This window comes from Cognatiluteimonas weifangensis, from assembly GCF_003416885.1.
GTDB classification, from domain to species: domain Bacteria; phylum Pseudomonadota; class Gammaproteobacteria; order Xanthomonadales; family Xanthomonadaceae; genus Cognatiluteimonas; species Cognatiluteimonas weifangensis.
Window position 1 is genome coordinate 166,697 of record NZ_QVPD01000001.1, and the last position, 16,573, is coordinate 183,269.

Here is a 16,573-nt window from a genome sequence, read left to right on the forward strand (position 1 = left end):
CTTGTCCGTCACCGCCCGTTCCCTGCCCGCGATCCGCGGGGACTTCCTCGGCCATCCCAAGGGCGTGTTCGTCTGCTTCTTCACCGAGATGTGGGAGCGCTTTTCCTTCTACGGGATGAAGGCGCTGCTGCTGCTGTACCTGCTCAAGCACCACCGCTTCAGCGACGACATGGGCTACGACCTGATCGGCGCCTACGGCGGGCTGGTGTACGCGGTGCCGGTGATCGGCGGCCTGGTCGCCGACCGCTGGCTGGGCATGCGCAAGGCGGTGGTGCTGGGCGGCGTGCTGCTGTGCCTGGGCCACTTCGGCATGGCCTTCGAGGGCGCCGACGCGCGCGTGGTGGATGGGGTGGTGGTGCGCGACGCCGGTGCGTTGCAGGTGTTCTACCTGTCGCTGGCGCTGATCGTCATGGGCGTGGGCTTCCTCAAGCCCAACATCTCCACCATCGTCGGCAAGCTCTACGCGCAGGACGACCCGCGCCGCGACTCCGGCTTCACCCTGTTCTACGCGGGCATCAACGTCGGCGGGCTGTTCGCCGGGCTGATCTGCGCATTCCTGGGCGAAACCTACGGCTGGAAGTACGGCTTCGGCGCCGCCGGCGTCGGCATGCTTGCCGGCCTGGGGATGTTCCTGTGGGGGCAGAAATACCTGCACGGGCACGCCGAGCCGCGGAATCCGGCGAAGCTGCGCGAGCGCGTGGCGGGACTGACGCGCGAGGGCTGGATCTACCTGCTCGCTTTCGCCGGCGCGGCGATGGTCTGGCAGCTGATCCAGCGCAGCTGGACCGTGCAGGGCGCGATGCACCTGGTGGCGGCGGGCTTCCTGGCGTGGTTCGGCTGGTTCCTGGCGAAGCACTGCAACCGCATCGAACGCCAGCAGATGCTGGCGCTGGTGGCGATGATCCTCGGCGTGCTGGTGTTCTTCACCCTGTACGAGCAGACCTACGGCTCGTGGCTGACCTTCACCGACCGGCTGCTGACCAAGGACCTGTTCCCGTCGCTGGTGAGCGACGCCGGCGGCACCCTGCCGTGGTCGCTGTACCTGATGGTCGCGAGCGTGCCGTTGATGGCGCTGGCGCTGCGCGCCAGCGACCGCGGCGCCCGCGCGCTGTCGGGCTGGCTGGTGGCGCTGATGGCGGCGGGCATGGCGGTGGCCTGCTTCCGCGACGTGGTGCTGGTGCCGCAGACCGCCGGCTCGCTGACGTTCCTGGGCTCGTTCTTCATCGTGTTGCTGTCGCCGCTGTTCGCCTGGCTGTGGCCGTGGCTGGAGCGTCGCGGCCGCAATCCGGGCAAGCCGCTGAAGAGCGCGCTCGGGCTGCTGTTCGCGGCGTTGTCGTTCCTGCCGCTGATGGCCGCCGCGGACACCGCGGCCGGGGGCGCGCTGGCTAGCGTGTGGTGGCTGGTGCTGGCCTATTTCATCCTCGAAATCGGCGAGATGTGCCTGTCGCCGATCGGGCTGTCGGCGGTCACCCAGCTGTCGGTGGCGCGGGTGGTCGGGTTGATGATGGGCGGGTTCTGGCTGGCGACCGCTTACTCGGAGCTGCTGGCGGCGCAGTTCGGCAAGCTGGCGTCGCTGGAGATCCGCGAAGGCGAGGCCATCGATCTGGCCACCGCGGCGGCGAAGTACGGCGAGCTGTTCCAGTGGCTGCTGTGGATCGGTCTGGGCGCCGCGCTGGTGTTCCTGTTGCTGGCGCCGCTGCTGCGGCGCTGGATGCACGGGGTGAAGTGAGGCAGCGATGCGGCTATGCGTGCAGCACAGTCGCGGCTGCCCGGACGCCGCCCCACGCCAGCAGGAATCCCGCGACAGGATCGACTTTTCTGGATCGGCTTCGGACGGAGTCGCCGCCCGGCGGGCTGGGGGGCTGCGCCCTCTGACGACCTCCTGTCTTCAAGTCGGGGCGTGGCCTGACCTCGGGAGATCGGCTTCGGCAGGAGTCGCCGCCCGGCGGGTTGGGGGTGCGCCCTCCTGACGACTCCTGTCTGAAAGCAGACGCGGATCGGCTTCGGAGGGAGTCGCCGCCCGACGGGCTGGGGGTGCTGCGCCCTCCTGACGACCTCCTGTCTTTAAGTCGGGTCGTGGGCCATCCATGGCCCACTCTCCGCACCCCCAGCCCGTCGGGCGGCGACTTGGCGAGATTGGAGGTCATCGCTTCGGGCGGCTTTTTTCTGCAGGCGCCGACTTACTTGCCCGGAAGCTGGTGGCCCGGCCTGTGCGGGACCGTCGGCGGCATGGATGCCGCCGAGGAGCCTACAGGGACGTATTCACGGCGTGTCCCGCACAGGCCGGGCCACCGGCTTCCCGCGCAGACGCTTCCGCACTTGAAGGGATGTTCTCGCGACGCGCCCTGCGCAGGCCTGTGCGACCGGCTTCCCCCATGCACAGGTTCCCGGCGAGAACGCGGTTCCAGGGGACGTGCGGCTAGCCGCGCGGCAACGCGTCGAGGACGGTCGCCAGGCCCGTGCGCCAATCGGGCAACTCGATTCCGAAGTCGCTTTGCAGCGCGCTGCAATCGAGCACCGAATACGCGGGCCGCGCCGCGGGCGTCGGATAGTCGGCGGTGGCGATCGGCAACACGCGCGGCATGCGTGCCAGCAGCCCGCGCGCGTGTGCGCCGGCCACGATCGCCTCGGCGAAACCATGCCAGCTGGTGGCGCCGGTCGCGGTCAGGTGCCAGGTTCCAGATCGCGACGGGGCTTGCGCCAGTACCCGCGCGGTGACGTCGGCGATCAGCACCGCCGGGGTCGGCGCACCGACCTGGTCGGCGACCACCCGCAGCTCGTCGCGCTCGCGCGCCAGCCTCAGCATCGTGCGCAGGAAGTTGCTGCCGTGCGCCGCGTACACCCAGGCGGTGCGGAAGATCAGGTGCCGCGCACCGCTGTCCCGGACCGCCTGCTCGCCGGCGAGCTTGCTGGCGCCGTAGACGCCCAGCGGCGCGGTGGCGTCGTCCTCGCGGTAGGGGCGCGTGCCGCGGCCGTCGAACACGTAGTCGGTCGAGTAATGCACCAGCAGCGCATCGCGTTCGGCGCAGGCCGCGGCCAGCGCCTGCGGCGCCTGCGCGTTGGCGCGGAAGGCGGCCTCGGCGTCGTTCTCGGCACGGTCCACCGCGGTGTGCGCCGCGGCATTGATCACGACGTCCGGGACGATCCGCGCGACCAGCGCCGGCAACGCGTCCGGGACATCGAAATCCGCGCGCTCGCAGGCCGTGCCGTCCTTGAGCGCGCCGCTGCGGGTGGTGGCGATCACCGTGCCCAGCGGCGCCAGGCTGCGGCGCAATGCGCTGCCGACCTGGCCGTTGCCGCCCAGCAGCAGGATCCTCATGCCGCCGCGCTCACGGCACGTAGACCGGGAGCCGCTCCGGCGCCACGTCGGCCAGGAACGGCGCCCTGGCATCCTTGTCCGACAGCAGCGGCGCGGCGACCGGCCAGTCGATGGCCAGGTCGGCGTCGTTCCAGGCGATGCCGGCGTCGACATCACGGTCGTAGGTGGCGGTGCACAGGTAGGTGAACAGCGCGCGCTCGCTGAGCGCGACGAAACCGTGCGCGTAGCCTTCCGGAATCCAGAAATGGCGGTTGTTCTCCGCGCTCAGCAGCACTGCGGTCCAGCGGCCGAAGCTCGGCGAGCCGCGCCGGATGTCGACCGCCACGTCCCAGGCCTCACCCTCCAGTACCGACACCAGCTTGCCCTGCGGCTGCGGCCACTGGTAATGCAGGCCGCGCAGCACGCCGCGCGCGGAGGCGGACACGTTGCCCTGCACGAACTGCGGCGTCAGCCCGATCGCGGCGAGCTTGTCGCGGTTGAAGGACTCGTAGAAGAAACCGCGCTCGTCGCCGAACACCTGCGGCTCCAGCACCAGACAGTCCGGCAGGTCGGTCCGGATCACCTTCATGCCGCCGCCCTCATGCCGGCTGCCCGTGCTCGAGCAGGTCCAGCAGGTACTTGCCGTAACCGTTCTTGGTCAGCGGTTGTGCCAGATCGCGCAGCTGCGCGGCGTCGATCCAGCGGTTGGCGAAGGCGATCTCCTCCGGGCAGCACACGCGCAGGCCCTGGCGCTTCTCGATCGTCTCGATGTAGGCCGAGGCCTCGACCAGCGACTCGTGGGTGCCGGTGTCGAGCCAGGCGAAACCGCGGCCGAGCTTCTCCAGATGCAGGTCGCCCTGCTCCAGGTAGCAGCGGTTGAGGTCGGTGATCTCCAGCTCCCCGCGCGGCGACGGCTTGAGTCGCGCGGCGAAATCGCCGGCACGGCCGTCGTAGAAATACAGGCCGGTGACCGCGTAGCTGGAGCGCGGCTGCGCCGGCTTTTCCTCCAGCCCGATCACCTTGCCGCCGGCGTCGAACTCGACGACGCCGTAGCGCTCGGGATCGCGCACCCAGTAGCCGAACACGGTCGCGCCGTGCACGCGCTGCGAGGCGCTCTGCAGCAGCTGGGTCAGGCCGTGGCCGTAGAAGATGTTGTCGCCCAGCACCAGGCAGCTCGGCTGGCCGGCGACGAACTCGCGACCGATCAGGTAGGCCTGCGCCAGCCCGTCCGGGCTCGGCTGCACCGCGTACTCGATGCGCATGCCCCACTGCGAACCGTCGCCGAGCAGGGTCTTGAACAGCGCCTGCTCGTGCGGGGTGTTGATGATCAGCACCTCGCGGATGCCGGCCAGCATCAGCACCCCGAGCGGGTAGTAGATCATCGGCTTGTCGTACACCGGCAGCAGCTGCTTGCTGATCGCCTGGGTGATCGGATACAGCCGGGTGCCGGAGCCGCCGGCGAGGATGATGCCCTTGCGCGCGTTTGTCGCGGCCGCCCGCGCATCGCTCCGCGGACTTTCCGCCACCGCGCTCACGCGCTCACCCCGATGCGCTCGAGCCGGTAGCTGCCGTCGAGCACCCGCCGCACCCAGTCCTGGTGGTCCAGGTACCAGTCGACGGTGGCGGCGATGCCCTGCGCGAAACCGTGCGCCGGAGCCCAGCCGAGCTCGGCCTTGAGCTTGGAAGCGTCGATCGCGTAGCGGCGGTCGTGGCCGGGGCGGTCGGCGACATGGGCGATCTGGCTGCTGCGCGGCTTGCCGTCGGCGCGCGGCCGGCGCTGGTCAAGCAGCGCGCAGATGGTTTCCACCACCTCGATGTTCTGCTTCTCGGCGTCGCCGCCGACGTTGTAGGTCTCGCCGACGCGGCCGCGCTCCAGCACCGCGCGGATCGCGGCGCAGTGGTCGCCGACGTACAGCCAGTCGCGCACGTTCTTGCCGTCGCCGTAGACGGGCAGCGGCTCGCCGGCCAGGGCACGGGCGATGATCAGCGGGACGAGTTTTTCCGGGAACTGGTACGGACCGTAATTGTTGGAGCAATTGGTGGTCAGCACCGGCAGGCCGTAGGTGTGGTGGAACGCACGCACCAGGTGGTCGGAGGCGGCCTTGGACGCCGAATACGGCGAGTTGGGCGCGTACGGCGTGGATTCGGTGAACCTGCCGGTCTCGCCGAGGGAACCGTAGACCTCGTCGGTGGACACGTGCAGGAAGCGGAACGCGTCCCTCGCCCCGTCGTCGAGCGCCTTCCAGTAATCGCGCGCGGCTTCCAGCAGCGCCAGCGTGCCGACGACGTTGGTCTGCACGAAGGCGGCCGGGCCGTCGATCGAGCGGTCGACATGGCTCTCGGCGGCGAAATTGATGATGGCGTCGGGCCGGTGCTCGCGCAGCAGGCGGTCGGCCAGCGCGCGGTCGCCGATGTCGCCGTGCACGAACACGTGGTCCGGATTGCCGTCCAGCGCCGCCAGCGTGTCGCGGTTGCCGGCGTAGGTCAGCGCATCCAGGTTGACCACACGCACGCCGGAGGCGACGGCCGCCAGCACGAAATTACCGCCGATGAAACCGGCACCGCCGGTGACGAGCCAGGTTGGCACAGGGACCTCCATGTCAGGAAACGGAACGAATCGCCCGACGCCTTTCCCGGGCGTCAGAACGGGATGTCGTCATCGGCGAATTCGTCGGCGAAATCCGCCTTGGGCGCGGTCGGGGCCTCGCGCCGCGCCGGCGCGCTGCGCTGCGGGCGCTCGGCGCGTTCGGCGCGCGGCTCGCCGCGGCCCTCGCCGCCGCCGAGCATCTGCATCTCGTCGGCGATGATCTCGGTGATATAGCGCTCCTGGCCGTCCTGCCCGGTGAACTTGTCGTAGCGGATCGAGCCTTCGATGTAGACCTGGCGGCCTTTCCTCAGGTACTCGCCGGCGATCTCGCCGAGCTTGCCGAACAGCTTCACCCGGTGCCACTCGGTGCGCTCCTGGGTGTTGCCCTCCTTGTCCTTGCGCACCGAGGTCGTGGCCAGCGACAGCGTGCAGATCGCCATGCCGCCCTGGGTGTATTTCACGTCCGGGTCGTTGCCGAGGTTGCCGACCAGGATCACTTTGTTCACGCCGCGGGCCATGGCTGTCCTTCCGGTAGCGCCCGACAGTGGGCAGGGGGCATTGCAGTATACCTGCGGCCCCGCGTCCCTCGGCCGCCGCCGCGGCCGCGCGTCGGGAAACGCCCACAGCCGCCGACCGCGGGAAAACCGCCTCCGTATAATCGGGGCTGGCCCGCCCCGAGCCCCGCATGGACATCCCCCCGCCGCGCCCCGCCGCCCCCGACCTGCCCGCGATCCAGGCCCTGGCCGCCGCCGACATGGCTGCGGTCGACACCCTGATCCGGCGCCGGCTGGCCTCCGACGTGGTGCTGATCAACCAGGTCGCCGAGTACATCGTCGGCGCCGGCGGCAAGCGCCTGCGGCCGATGCTGCTGCTGCTGGCCGCCGCCGCGCTGGGCAAGCGCAGCGGCGATGGCGAACCGGGCGTCGGCGCCGATGCGCAGCAGTTGGCGGCGGTGATCGAGTTCATCCACACCTCGACCCTGCTGCACGACGATGTGGTCGATGCGTCCGACCTGCGCCGCGGCCGCCGCACCGCCAACGCGGTCTGGGGCAACGCCGCCAGCGTGCTGGTCGGCGACTTCCTGTATTCACGCAGTTTCCAGCTGATGGTCGAGCTGGACTCGATGCAGGTGCAGCGGATCCTCGCCGACACCACCAACCGCATCGCCGAGGGCGAGGTGCTGCAGCTGCTGCACGTGCGCAACCCGGACACCGACGAGGCCGCATATCTCGGCGTGATCGAACGCAAGACCGCGGTGCTGTTCGCCGCCGCCACCCGCCTGGGCGCGCTGCTGGCCGGCGCCGATGCGGCGACCTGCGATGCCCTGCACGATTACGGCCTCAACCTCGGTTACGCCTTCCAGATCGCCGACGACGTGCTCGACTACGCGGCCGACGAGGCTGCGCTCGGCAAGCACCTGGGCGACGACCTGGCCGAAGGCAAGGCGACCCTGCCGCTGATCCACGCCATCGTCCACGCCGACGCGGCGGCCCGCACGCGCCTGCGCGCGGCGATCGAGCACGGCGACAGCGGCGCGATGCCGGAGGTGCTGGCGGCGATCGCCGCCGCCGGCAGCCTCGACTACAGCCGCCGCCGCGCCGGCGACTACGCGCAGGCGGCCGAGCGCGCGCTCGCCGGACTGGCGGACAACGCCCATGTCGCCGCGCTGCGCGGACTGGCGCGCTACACCGTCAGCCGCGACCGCTAGACCGCCCGACGCCTGCCGCCTGCCGTGCAGGCGCGGACCCACGACTCCAGGCGTCCACGGCGCGAGGGTTTCGGACGGACGTGGCGGCGCCCGACTCCTGCGCCGCCGCGTGCTCCGCGCTACCCGCCGAAACGCTCGTCGAAGAATCCGCGCATGATCCGCTCGGCGCGGGTGGCGGCGCGCTCGTTGTAGAGGCAGCCGGGCGGGTTGTTCGCCTCCGGCAGCGCGAAACAGTGCACCGCGCCGCTGAAGTTGACGAACTGCCAGTCGGCGCCGGCGGCGTTCATTTCCCGCTCGAAGCCGGCGATGTCGCCGGCGGTGCCGCGGTCGTCGGCGCCGTTGAGCACCAGCAGGCTGGCCTTGACTGCGCCTTTTTCCGCGGGCATCGACGTGTCCAGGCCGCCGTGGAAGGTGGCGACCGCGGCGATGTCGGCACCGCTGCGCGCCAGTTCCAGCACCGTGGCGCCGCCGAAGCAGTAGCCGATCGCGCCGAGCTTCGCGGTATCCAGCGGCGCACCGGCCGCATTCGCGCGCAGCACCTCCAGCGCCCGGTTGACGCGCGCGCGCAGCACACCGCGGTCGGCATACAGCGATTTGACCTGGGCCAGCGCCTGGTCGCTGTCCTTCGGCCGCACGCCGGCGCCGTAGACATCGGCCACCAGCACCACGTAATCGTCGCCGGCGATATGCTTGGCCTTGGCCACCGCGCTGTCGGTGACGCCCATCCAGTCGGGCACCATCACCAGGCCGGGGCGCTTGATCGCATTGGCATCGTCGTACACCAGCACGCCGCTGAAGGCCTGCGCGCCGACCTTCCACTCCACCGTCTTCGTCTGCATCTTCGCCAGCGCCGGCGTCGCGCACAGCGCGAGCACGGCGACCGCAAGCCATCGCTGCAACCCAATCCTGGTCTTCATGGCGGCACTCCGCGTCGGGGATTTCCTAGCCTATCCCAAGCCCGTGCACGCGGCCGTCCACGGCACCCCCACACGACGCACCGTGTCGATGTCGCTCCTCCACCGGGCATGGGAACTTCCGCGGGAGAACCCGGTGTCCAGATCTTCGCGGGACACGCCGTGAATCCATCCTTCATGTGCGGAAACATCGCGGGGGAAGCCGGTGGCCCGGCCTGTGCGGGACACGCCGTGAATCCATCCTTCATGTACGGAAACATCGCGGGGGAAGCCGGTGGCCCGGCCTGTGCGGGACACGCCGTGAATCCATCCCTGGAGGCTCCTCGGCGGCATCCATGCCGCCGACGGTCCCGCACAGGCCGGGCCACCGGCTTCTGGCAAGTGAGTCGGCGCTTGTAAAAAAAGCCGCCGAAGCGACGATCTTCAATCTCGCCAAGTCGCCGCCCGGCGGGCTGGGGGTGCGGAGAGTGGACCATGGATGGTCCACGACCCGACTTAAAGACAGGAGGTCGTCAGGAGGGCGCAGCACCCCCAGCCCGTCGGGCGGCGACTCCCTCCGAAGCCGATCTCCCAAGGTCAGGCCATCAATGGCGCTTGCGCCCCGGCTTAAAGACAGGGTGTCGTCACGAGGGCGCAGCACCCCCAGCCCGCCGGGCGGCGACTCCCTCCAAAGCCGCTCTCCCGAGTCCAGGCCATGACTCGACGTCAGGCCAGGCATCGCCCGCGCCCAGACTAAAAGACAGGATGTCGTCAGGAGGGCGCAGCACCCCTGGCCCGCCCCTCCGAAGCCGATTTCCGGAGGTCAGATGAAAGTCCACCGGGCGACGTATTCCATCCGAAGCCGATCCCCGCAGCCGGGAAAAGCACCGCAAGACGATCGCGATCGAGAAACACTCGACCAGTTCGGCCGCGGAAGCGCGGCGCGCGCATGCTGCCTACCCCGAGCCGCGTTCCGATGGCTTGAAGACTGGATCCCGCTTTCGCGAGGATGAGGACAACGCTTCTTCAGGCCTTCCTCCAGACACGGCATCGTCGGAAGGCGCAGCCCCAGCCCGCCGAGCGGCGACTCTGGCCGAAGCCTCTCCCGCCATCGGGAGAGGAGCCTTACGCGATGCCGAGGCCGGGAATGGTGCTGATCGTGTCGGGGTCGAAACCGGCCAGGCGCGCGAAATGCCGGCCGCGCTCGGTGTAGTCGCGGTAGGCGCCGAAGCTGGGTGCGCCGGGCGACAGCAGCACCACGCCCTCGCCCGCCAGCGCCGCCCGCGCCTGACGCACGCCCTGCTCCAGGTCGGCCGCCGCATGCAACGCGAACCTGCAGGCCGGCGCCAGCGGCGCCAGCAACTCGTGGATACGCGGACCGTTCTGGCCGGCGACGCCGTGGCCCAGGGTGACGATCGCCGCCGGGGCGCGCTCGCGCATTGCCGCGGTGAAGTCGTCCCAGGCGATGCCGCGGTCGTGGCCGCCGACCAGCAGCGCGATGCGGCGGCCGCGGTACACCTCCAGCGCCGCCAGGCTGGCGTGCGGCGTGGTGCTGATCGAATCGTTGACCCAGGTCAGGCCGTCGCGCACGCCCAGCGCCTGCAGCCGGTGCGGCAGCGGGCGGAAGCTGGCGGCGTGCGCGGCCAGCGCGGCCGCGTCCACGCCCAGCGCCTCGATCGCCGTCAGCACCGCGCACAGGTTGCCGCGGTTGTGGCGGCCGGGCAGCGGCAGTGCCACGGTGTCCATGACCGCGGTGTCGCCGCGGTGCAGGACCTCGCCGCGCAGGTGCCAGCCGTCGGCGCGCCCGAACCAGCGCACCTCGCTGTCCGGCAGCGACAGCGCCGCCAGCGTCGGGTCGCCGGCGTTGAGCACGGCGATGCGCGGCCGGGCGTCGGTGAGCAGGCGCAGCTTGTCGGCGACGTAGCGCGCGTGCGAGCCGTGCCAGTCCAGATGCTCGGGGAACACGTTGAGCGCGACCGCAACCTGCGGGCGCACGCCGCTGTCGGCGACGTCGCCGGTCTGGTAGCTGGACAGCTCGATCGCCCAGTACTCGGCGCGTGCGTCCGCCAGTTCCAGCAACGGCAGGCCGATGTTACCGGCCAGCGCGGTGCGGTGGCCGCCGGCGCGCAGCAGGTGCGCCAGCAGCGCGGTGGTGGTGCTCTTGCCCTTGGTGCCGGTGATGCAGACGCTGCCGGGCGCGATGCCCCTCGCATCGCCGCGTTCGCCGAACCACAGCGCGGTGCCGCCGACGAAGCGGGTGCCCGCCTGCGCCGCGGCCACGGCTTCGGGCCGGTACGGGCTGATGCCGGGCGACTTCACCACGACCTCGAACGCCGCCAGGCGTGCGGCGTCGGGCTCGGTGTCCACCGCCAGCAGCGGATCGCCGGCGGCGCGCACGTCCGCGGCCTCCTCGGCGCGGCAGAACACGGTCAGCGGCAGCGCCGGCAACCGCGCGCGCAGCGCCCGCCAGGCGGCGCGGCCTTCGCGGCCCCAGCCCCAGAGCGCGACCCGGCGCCCGTCAAGCTGCGAAATGCGCACGCAGCCTGCCCCACAGCGCCGCGGGGATGCGGTGCTCGGTGTCGTCGGGTTGCAGCAACGGCTCGATCCGCAGCGACTCGGCCTCCAGCTGCGGGCGGATCAGGCGGTCGAAACGCTTCACCAGCGCGTCCTCGCGCCATTCCGGGCGCTGCGCCAGCGCCGCCATCGCCGCGCGCGACTCGCGACCCTCGCCGACGCACTCGAACGGCTTGTGCTCCTGGTATTCCAGCAGGGCGTCGTAGCCGTCGGTCTGCGCCGGATCGTCGAGGAGGTTGCGGCCGAGGATGCCAACCAGCCGCGGCTTGGGCATGAACGGCGCCAGCGCCAGGAACACGAAATGGCACTTCGGGCAAACCCCGCACCAGCGGTTGACCGGACGCTCGCCAAGGATGTGGAAGTTGCGGTTGCAGCTGGAGAAGTGCGCGTCGTAGCGGTCGCTCCTGGCGAACTGCCGCGCCACCGCCAGCTCCGACAGCGGCCGCAGCAGCGAGTAGTAGTGCAGGTCGGCCGCGACCTGGCGCTGCAGGTACTCGCCGAACGCGCGCTCGCAGGCCCAGCCCTTGGACCACTGGTGGTTCACCTCGCCGGTGCCCTCGATCAGGCTGCCGTAGCTGGCCGAGCGCTCATTGGAGAACACCACCTGGCCGGCGCCGTGCAGCAGCGCGGCCAGCGCCAGGATCGCCGAGTTCAGCACGGTCACCGGAATGTGCCCGTTCCACGCGCCCTCGCGGTTGTAGTCGAACAGCTGCGGCGCCAGCTGGCGGCCGAGGTTGAGGGTCGGCAGGCCGGTGCGTGCGGCGCAGGCGGCGATCAGCTGCGAGCCGCCGACCCAGGCCACGGTCTGGGTCACGCCCAGGGTGCGCAGCGCCTCGATCGAGACCAGCGAATCCTTGCCGCCGCCGATCGCCACCAGCGCATGCTCGCGCAGGCCCAGCGCCGGCGCCGCCGGGGTTGCGGCGGCGGCATGCGGGAAGCGGATCCGGCCGTGCAGGTCCAGGCCGTTGCGGTAGGCGAACTCGCCCAGGCCATTGACGTAGATCGTCTCCAGCAGGGCCGCCGTGTCGGCATCGATCGCGTACCCCTCGATGCGGATCTCCGGCGGCACCGCGGCCTTGTAGTAGCTCACGCCGGCGATCAGGTGCAGCAGCCGCAGCGCGCGCTCGACCGCCGCGGCGCGGGCGCCATCGAGCGCGAACGGCGCCCCCGGCACGGTCACAGTCTCGACCAGCTCCGGGCCGTCGTCGCAGGCATACACCAGCTGCGCGACGCCGCTGGCCGGGTCGAACCCGCAGCGCACGAAGCGGAACGCGCGGATCGCGTCGCGCCGGAACTTCCACCCATTCATTCGATGACATCCTCCGCCGGCAGCGCCCGCAGGTTGTAAGTGTTGGCCATTGCCCGGCCGTAGGCGCCGGCGTCGGCCAGCAGCAGCACGTCGCCCTCGGCGGTGGCGGCCGGTAGCGCACGCTGGCGCCCGAGCACGTCGCCGGATTCGCAGATCGGGCCGACCACGTCGCACACCATCGTAGCGCCGGCGTCCGCACGCGACAGGTTGACGATCCCGTGGAACGCCTCGTACAGCGCCGGCCGCAGCAGCGCGTTCATGCCGGCGTCGCAGCCGACCCGGCGCACGCCGTCCTTCTCCACCACCTGGGTCGCGCGCAGCAGCAGCACGCCGCATTCGGCCACCAGGTAGCGGCCCGGCTCCACCGCCAGCGCGAACTGCGGATAGGCCGCCTTGATCACCGCCAGGTCGCGCGCCCAGCCGTCGAGATCGAACGGCGCGGCGTCGGGCAGGTACGGCACCGGCAGGCCGCCGCCGATATCGATGGTCGCCACCGTGCCGATGCGCTCGGCGAGGGTGGCGAGCTCGGCGTAGACCTCGCGCCAGTGCGCCGCCGGCTCGATCCCGCTGCCCAGGTGCGCGTGCAGGCCGACGATGCGCAGATCCCCTGCGCGGGCAGCCTCGAGGAACGCATCCAGCCGCGCCAGCGGCAAGCCGAACTTGGCCGCGCTGCCGCCGGTGCGGACCTTGGCGTGGTGGCCGTCGCCGCGGCCCAGGTCCAGCCGCAGCCACACTGCGCGGCCGCGCAGCAGGTCCGGCCAGCGCTGCAGCGCCTCGACGCTGTCGAGGGTGACGGTGACGCCACGGGCGAAGGCGGCCTCGTATTCGGCGCGCGGGGCGAAGCTGGGGGTGAACAGCACCCGCTCAGGCTCCAGCTCCGGCAGCGTGGCGAACACGTGCGCCAGCTCGCCGGCGGAGACGCATTCGAAGCCGAACCCCTCGGCCGCCAGCGCGCGCAGGATCGCCGGGTGCCAGTTGGCCTTGAGCGCGTAGTAGCGGCGGTCGATCGCGGCGACCGCGCCCAGGGCGCGGGCGCGCTCGCGCAGCGTCGCCAGGTCGTAGACGTAGCGCGGCGTGCCCTGCGCGGCCAGTCGCAGCAACGTCTCGCGCCGCTGCTCCCACCACGGCGGCGCGCGCCGCGCGCGGCCGTGCGCGATCTGCTGCCAGCTCGGGCCGAACACGCCGGGGTCGTGCATCGGCATCGCGCCGCTGCGCTCCAGCTCGGCGTGCAGCAGCGGCAACAGGCCGTCGGCGTCGGCCTCGTCGATGACGAAGGTCAGGTTGAGGTCGTTGGAGGACTGCGACAGCAGGTGCACGCGCTCGCGCCCGAACGTGGCCCAGACGTCGCCCAGCCGGTGCAGCAGCGAACGCATGCCGCGCCCGACTAGGGTGATCGCCGCGCACGGCACGATCACCTTGACCCGGCACACCTGCGCCAGGTCCGCGCTGAGCGCCTCGATCACGTTGCTGCTGACCAGGTTGTCGCTGGGGTCCAGCGACACGGTGACGTTGGTTTCCGACGAGCCGATCAGGTCCACCGACAGGCCGTGGCGCTTGAAGCGCTCGAAGATGTCGGCGAGGAAGCCGACCTGCTGCCACATGCCGATCGATTCCATCGACACCAGCACGATGCCGTTGCGGCGGCTGACCGCCTTGACCCCGGGCACGGTCGCGGCGCTGGCGTCGATCCGGGTACCGGGCAGGTCCGGGCGCGCGGTGTCCAGGATCGCCATCGGCACGCGCGCGTCGCGACACGGCGCGATCGCGCGCGGGTGCAGCACCTTGGCGCCGGTGGTGGCGATTTCCTGCGCCTCGGCATAGTCCAGCCGCGCCAGCAGCCGCGCCTCCGGCACGATCCGCGGATTGGCGCTGAACAGACCGGGCACGTCGGTCCAGATCTCCACCCGTTGCGCCTGCAGCAGCGCACCGAAATACGCGGCCGAGGTGTCGGAGCCGCCGCGGCCGAGGATCGCGCTGCCGCCGTCGCCGTGGCGGGCGATGAACCCCTGGGTCAGCAGCAGCCGCGCCGGCTGTGCGGCGAAGCGCGCGCGCCAGGCGGCGTCGGCCTGGTGCCGGCACGACGCCGACAGCCGCGTCGACCAGGCGTTCTGGTTCGGCAATGCCACGGCATCCAGCCAGTCGCGCGCGTCGCACCAGCCGAAGTCCAGGCCCTGCGCGCGCAGGTAGGCGGCGCCCAGCGTGGACGACAGCAGCTCGCCCTGCGCCAGCACCTCGGCCTGCCAGGCCAGCGTGCGCGCGGCGGCACGCGGATCGACCGCCAGCGCCTGCAGCGCGGCCAGGCGCGCGCCGAGCACGGTGTCCGGGTCCAGGTCCAGTTCGACGGCAAAGGCGCGGTGGCGTTCCGCCAGCGCCGCGGCGCGGCCGGCGCGGTCGCCGTCGCCGTCGCCGTCGGCGATCGCCTGCAGCGCGTTGGTCACCCCCGACAGCGCCGACACCACCACCAGCACGCGCGCATCGGCCGCGCCCGCGCGCTCGCGCGCCAGCCGACCGATGGTGTCCCAGCGCTCGCGGCGCGACACCGAAGTGCCGCCGAACTTGAGCACCAGCCAGCGGTCGGGGAGGGTCATGGCGGGAAACATCGGAACCGTGGCAGCGCAGGCGCCGGGCCGGCGCCGGAAACCCGTAGAATCCGGCGCCTGTCCCATGCCGGGCAGGAAGCCGCAATTCTAGTCGAAGGCCCCGCCTGCATGACCGCCCGACGCTATCTGCAACTGGACGTGTTCGCCGATCGCCCCGGCGCCGGCAATCCGCTGGCAGTGGTGCTGGACGCGCAGGGCCTGGACGCGGCCACGATGCAGGCGATCGCGCGCTGGACGCGGCTGCCGGAAACCACGTTCGTGTTCCCGGCCACCGAGCCCGGAGCCAGCTACCGCCTGCGCATCTTCAGTCCCCGCCACGAGGTGCCCTTCGCCGGGCATCCGAGCGTGGGCACGGCGCACGCCGTGCTCGAGGCCGGACTGGCGGCGCCGCGCGACGGCCTGCTGCTGCAGGAAGGCGTCGCCGGGGTATTGCCGTTGCGGGTGGACGGCAGCGGCCGCCGCCGCACCATCGCCGTGCGCACGCCGCGGGCGCAGGTGCTGGAGGTCGCCAGCACGGACGATCCGCGCCTGCGCGAGGCCCTGCGCGGGCTGCCGGCCGGCGCGCTGCCGCCGGCGCTGGTGGACGGCGGCCGCCGCTGGTGGCTGGCGCACGTGGCCGACGAAGCGGCCTTGCGCGCAGCGACCCCGGACTGGGCCGCGATCGCGGCCCTGGCGCAGGCCACCGGCAGCATGGGCGTGTGCGCGTTCGCGCGCAGCGACGACCCGGTCTACTACCTGGCCGTGCGCGCGTTCGTCGGCGCGCCGGCTCAGTTCGAGGACGCCGCCTCGGGCGCGGCCAACGCCACCCTGGCCGCGTGGCTGGCCGCACGCGGCGCACTGCCGGGCGCGGGCGGCTTCTACCGCGTCAGCCAGGGCCGCGAGGTCGGCCACGACGCGATCATCGAACTGACGGTGGACGCCGCCGGGGACGTGTGGTCCGGCGGCCGCGTCTGCAGCGTGATCAGCGGCCAGCTTGCCTGGTGAGCGGATGTCCTCGCGCGCGGCGGCGCGCGGCGCAGGGCGTGCACGGCGATCGAATACGGCGGCATCCCGCCGGCGACCGGCGGATCCCGCCGCGCGACCGCATCGCAGCCGCGCGCTACCGGATCAGGCCAGCGTGGCCTGCAGGCTGATCGGCACCGCGCTGAGCGCGCGCGAGACCGGGCAGTTCTTCTCCGCGTCCTCGGCCAGCGCCCGAAACCGGGCCGGGTCGATGCCGGGCACGTGCGCGGTCACCTTGAGCCGGATCGCCGCCAGCGACGGCCCGCCGTCCAGCGACAGGTCGACCTCGGCGCGGGTATCCAGCGCCGCCGGCGGGTGCCCGGCGTCGCCCAGCCTGGCCGCCAGCGCCATGCTGAAGCAGCCGGCATGCGCGGCGGCGATCAGTTCCTCCGGATTGGTCCCCTTGCCGTCGCCGAAACGGCTGTTGAAGCCGTACGGGGTGTCCACCAGCAGGCCGCTGGCGGGCGTCCCCAGCGTGCCGCGCCCGGACTTCAGATCGCCTTCCCAATGCGCCACGGCGTAGCGCGAAATGTCCATGTCGAGACCTCCTGCACTGCGGACGGGACGCCAACCTACCGATGGCGGCGTGAGCGCCGCATGCG

The 16,573-nt window shown here is 71.8% G+C and carries 13 protein-coding genes; 3 read left to right on the forward strand and 10 right to left on the reverse strand.

The annotated features are described in order from the left end of the window. Position 1 precedes the first annotated feature (1 nt). The gene (locus D0Y53_RS00765) at positions 2–1,729 is read left to right on the forward strand and encodes a peptide MFS transporter (RefSeq protein ID WP_117201206.1); all 1,728 of its coding nucleotides are present in this window, start codon (positions 2–4) and stop codon (positions 1,727–1,729) included. Between the two features lie 690 nt (positions 1,730–2,419). Here D0Y53_RS00765 and rfbD read toward each other — a convergent pair. From rfbD to ssb, 5 genes are read right to left on the reverse strand one after another with little or no spacing between them, the layout of a single operon-like run. Then, the gene (gene rfbD, locus D0Y53_RS00770) at positions 2,420–3,319 is read right to left on the reverse strand and encodes a dTDP-4-dehydrorhamnose reductase (protein WP_117201207.1); all 900 of its coding nucleotides are present in this window, start codon (positions 3,317–3,319) and stop codon (positions 2,420–2,422) included. 10 nt (positions 3,320–3,329) lie between these two features. After that, positions 3,330–3,887, reverse strand: coding sequence for a dTDP-4-dehydrorhamnose 3,5-epimerase (gene rfbC, locus D0Y53_RS00775; protein WP_117201208.1), 558 nt, complete (start codon positions 3,885–3,887; stop codon positions 3,330–3,332). Between the two features lie 10 nt (positions 3,888–3,897). Beyond that, entirely contained in the window at positions 3,898–4,833 is a 936-nt protein-coding gene (gene rfbA, locus D0Y53_RS00780) for a glucose-1-phosphate thymidylyltransferase RfbA (RefSeq protein ID WP_233511577.1), read from the reverse strand. Beyond that, entirely contained in the window at positions 4,830–5,885 is a 1,056-nt protein-coding gene (gene rfbB, locus D0Y53_RS00785; RefSeq protein WP_117201387.1) for a dTDP-glucose 4,6-dehydratase, read from the reverse strand. The genes rfbA and rfbB overlap by 4 nt, the downstream gene beginning before the upstream one ends. Before the next feature lie 53 nt (positions 5,886–5,938). Further along, entirely contained in the window at positions 5,939–6,403 is a 465-nt protein-coding gene (ssb, locus tag D0Y53_RS00790; protein ID WP_117201209.1) for a single-stranded DNA-binding protein, read from the reverse strand. Positions 6,404–6,570: 167 nt separating this feature from the next. Here ssb and D0Y53_RS00795 point away from each other — a divergent pair, with 167 nt between their 5' ends. Beyond that, the gene (locus tag D0Y53_RS00795; RefSeq protein ID WP_117201210.1) at positions 6,571–7,593 is read left to right on the forward strand and encodes a polyprenyl synthetase family protein; all 1,023 of its coding nucleotides are present in this window, start codon (positions 6,571–6,573) and stop codon (positions 7,591–7,593) included. 119 nt (positions 7,594–7,712) lie between these two features. Here the strand turns inward: D0Y53_RS00795 and D0Y53_RS00800 are convergent, their stop codons facing one another. The 4 genes from D0Y53_RS00800 to D0Y53_RS00815 form a co-directional block, all read right to left on the reverse strand. After that, positions 7,713–8,510: a dienelactone hydrolase family protein gene (locus tag D0Y53_RS00800; protein WP_117201211.1), complete on the reverse strand. Its 798-nt coding sequence runs from the start codon at positions 8,508–8,510 to the stop codon at positions 7,713–7,715. A 1,101-nt stretch (positions 8,511–9,611) separates the two neighbouring features. Beyond that, positions 9,612–11,024 carry a UDP-N-acetylmuramoyl-L-alanine--D-glutamate ligase gene (murD, locus tag D0Y53_RS00805; RefSeq protein ID WP_117201212.1) on the reverse strand — a complete coding sequence of 471 codons (1,413 nt, stop codon included), beginning with the start codon at positions 11,022–11,024 and terminating at the stop codon, positions 9,612–9,614. Next, positions 11,005–12,369, reverse strand: a complete 1,365-nt coding sequence (gene murL, locus D0Y53_RS00810; protein ID WP_117201213.1) for a UDP-N-acetyl-alpha-D-muramoyl-L-alanyl-L-glutamate epimerase — start codon at positions 12,367–12,369, stop codon at positions 11,005–11,007. The genes murD and murL overlap by 20 nt, the downstream gene beginning before the upstream one ends. Then, positions 12,366–14,957 carry a bifunctional aspartate kinase/diaminopimelate decarboxylase gene (locus D0Y53_RS00815; RefSeq protein ID WP_117201214.1) on the reverse strand — a complete coding sequence of 864 codons (2,592 nt, stop codon included), beginning with the start codon at positions 14,955–14,957 and terminating at the stop codon, positions 12,366–12,368. The genes murL and D0Y53_RS00815 overlap by 4 nt, the downstream gene beginning before the upstream one ends. A 120-nt stretch (positions 14,958–15,077) precedes the next feature. Between D0Y53_RS00815 and D0Y53_RS00820 the strand changes: the two genes are divergently transcribed. Then, positions 15,078–15,953, forward strand: a complete 876-nt coding sequence (locus D0Y53_RS00820) for a PhzF family phenazine biosynthesis protein (RefSeq protein ID WP_117201215.1) — start codon at positions 15,078–15,080, stop codon at positions 15,951–15,953. 123 nt (positions 15,954–16,076) lie between these two features. On the opposite strand, the gene D0Y53_RS00825 is transcribed toward D0Y53_RS00820, so the two are convergent. Further along, positions 16,077–16,508, reverse strand: coding sequence for an OsmC family protein (locus D0Y53_RS00825; protein ID WP_117201216.1), 432 nt, complete (start codon positions 16,506–16,508; stop codon positions 16,077–16,079). Between the last annotated feature and the right edge of the window lie 65 nt (positions 16,509–16,573).

What these genes read in the sequence shown, in the direction of transcription:
- rfbD (WP_117201207.1), bottom strand. Translation starts at nt 3,319, where the DNA reads ATGAGGATCCTGCTGCTGGGCGGCAACGGCCAGGTCGGCAGCGCATTG.
- rfbC (WP_117201208.1), bottom strand. Translation starts at nt 3,887, where the DNA reads ATGAAGGTGATCCGGACCGACCTGCCGGACTGTCTGGTGCTGGAGCCG.
- ssb (WP_117201209.1), bottom strand. Translation starts at nt 6,403, where the DNA reads ATGGCCCGCGGCGTGAACAAAGTGATCCTGGTCGGCAACCTCGGCAAC.
- D0Y53_RS00795 (WP_117201210.1), top strand. Translation starts at nt 6,571, where the DNA reads ATGGACATCCCCCCGCCGCGCCCCGCCGCCCCCGACCTGCCCGCGATC.
- D0Y53_RS00800 (WP_117201211.1), bottom strand. Translation starts at nt 8,510, where the DNA reads ATGAAGACCAGGATTGGGTTGCAGCGATGGCTTGCGGTCGCCGTGCTC.
- murL (WP_117201213.1), bottom strand. Translation starts at nt 12,369, where the DNA reads ATGAATGGGTGGAAGTTCCGGCGCGACGCGATCCGCGCGTTCCGCTTC.
- D0Y53_RS00815 (WP_117201214.1), bottom strand. Translation starts at nt 14,957, where the DNA reads ATGACCCTCCCCGACCGCTGGCTGGTGCTCAAGTTCGGCGGCACTTCG.
- D0Y53_RS00820 (WP_117201215.1), top strand. Translation starts at nt 15,078, where the DNA reads ATGACCGCCCGACGCTATCTGCAACTGGACGTGTTCGCCGATCGCCCC.
- D0Y53_RS00825 (WP_117201216.1), bottom strand. Translation starts at nt 16,508, where the DNA reads ATGGACATTTCGCGCTACGCCGTGGCGCATTGGGAAGGCGATCTGAAG.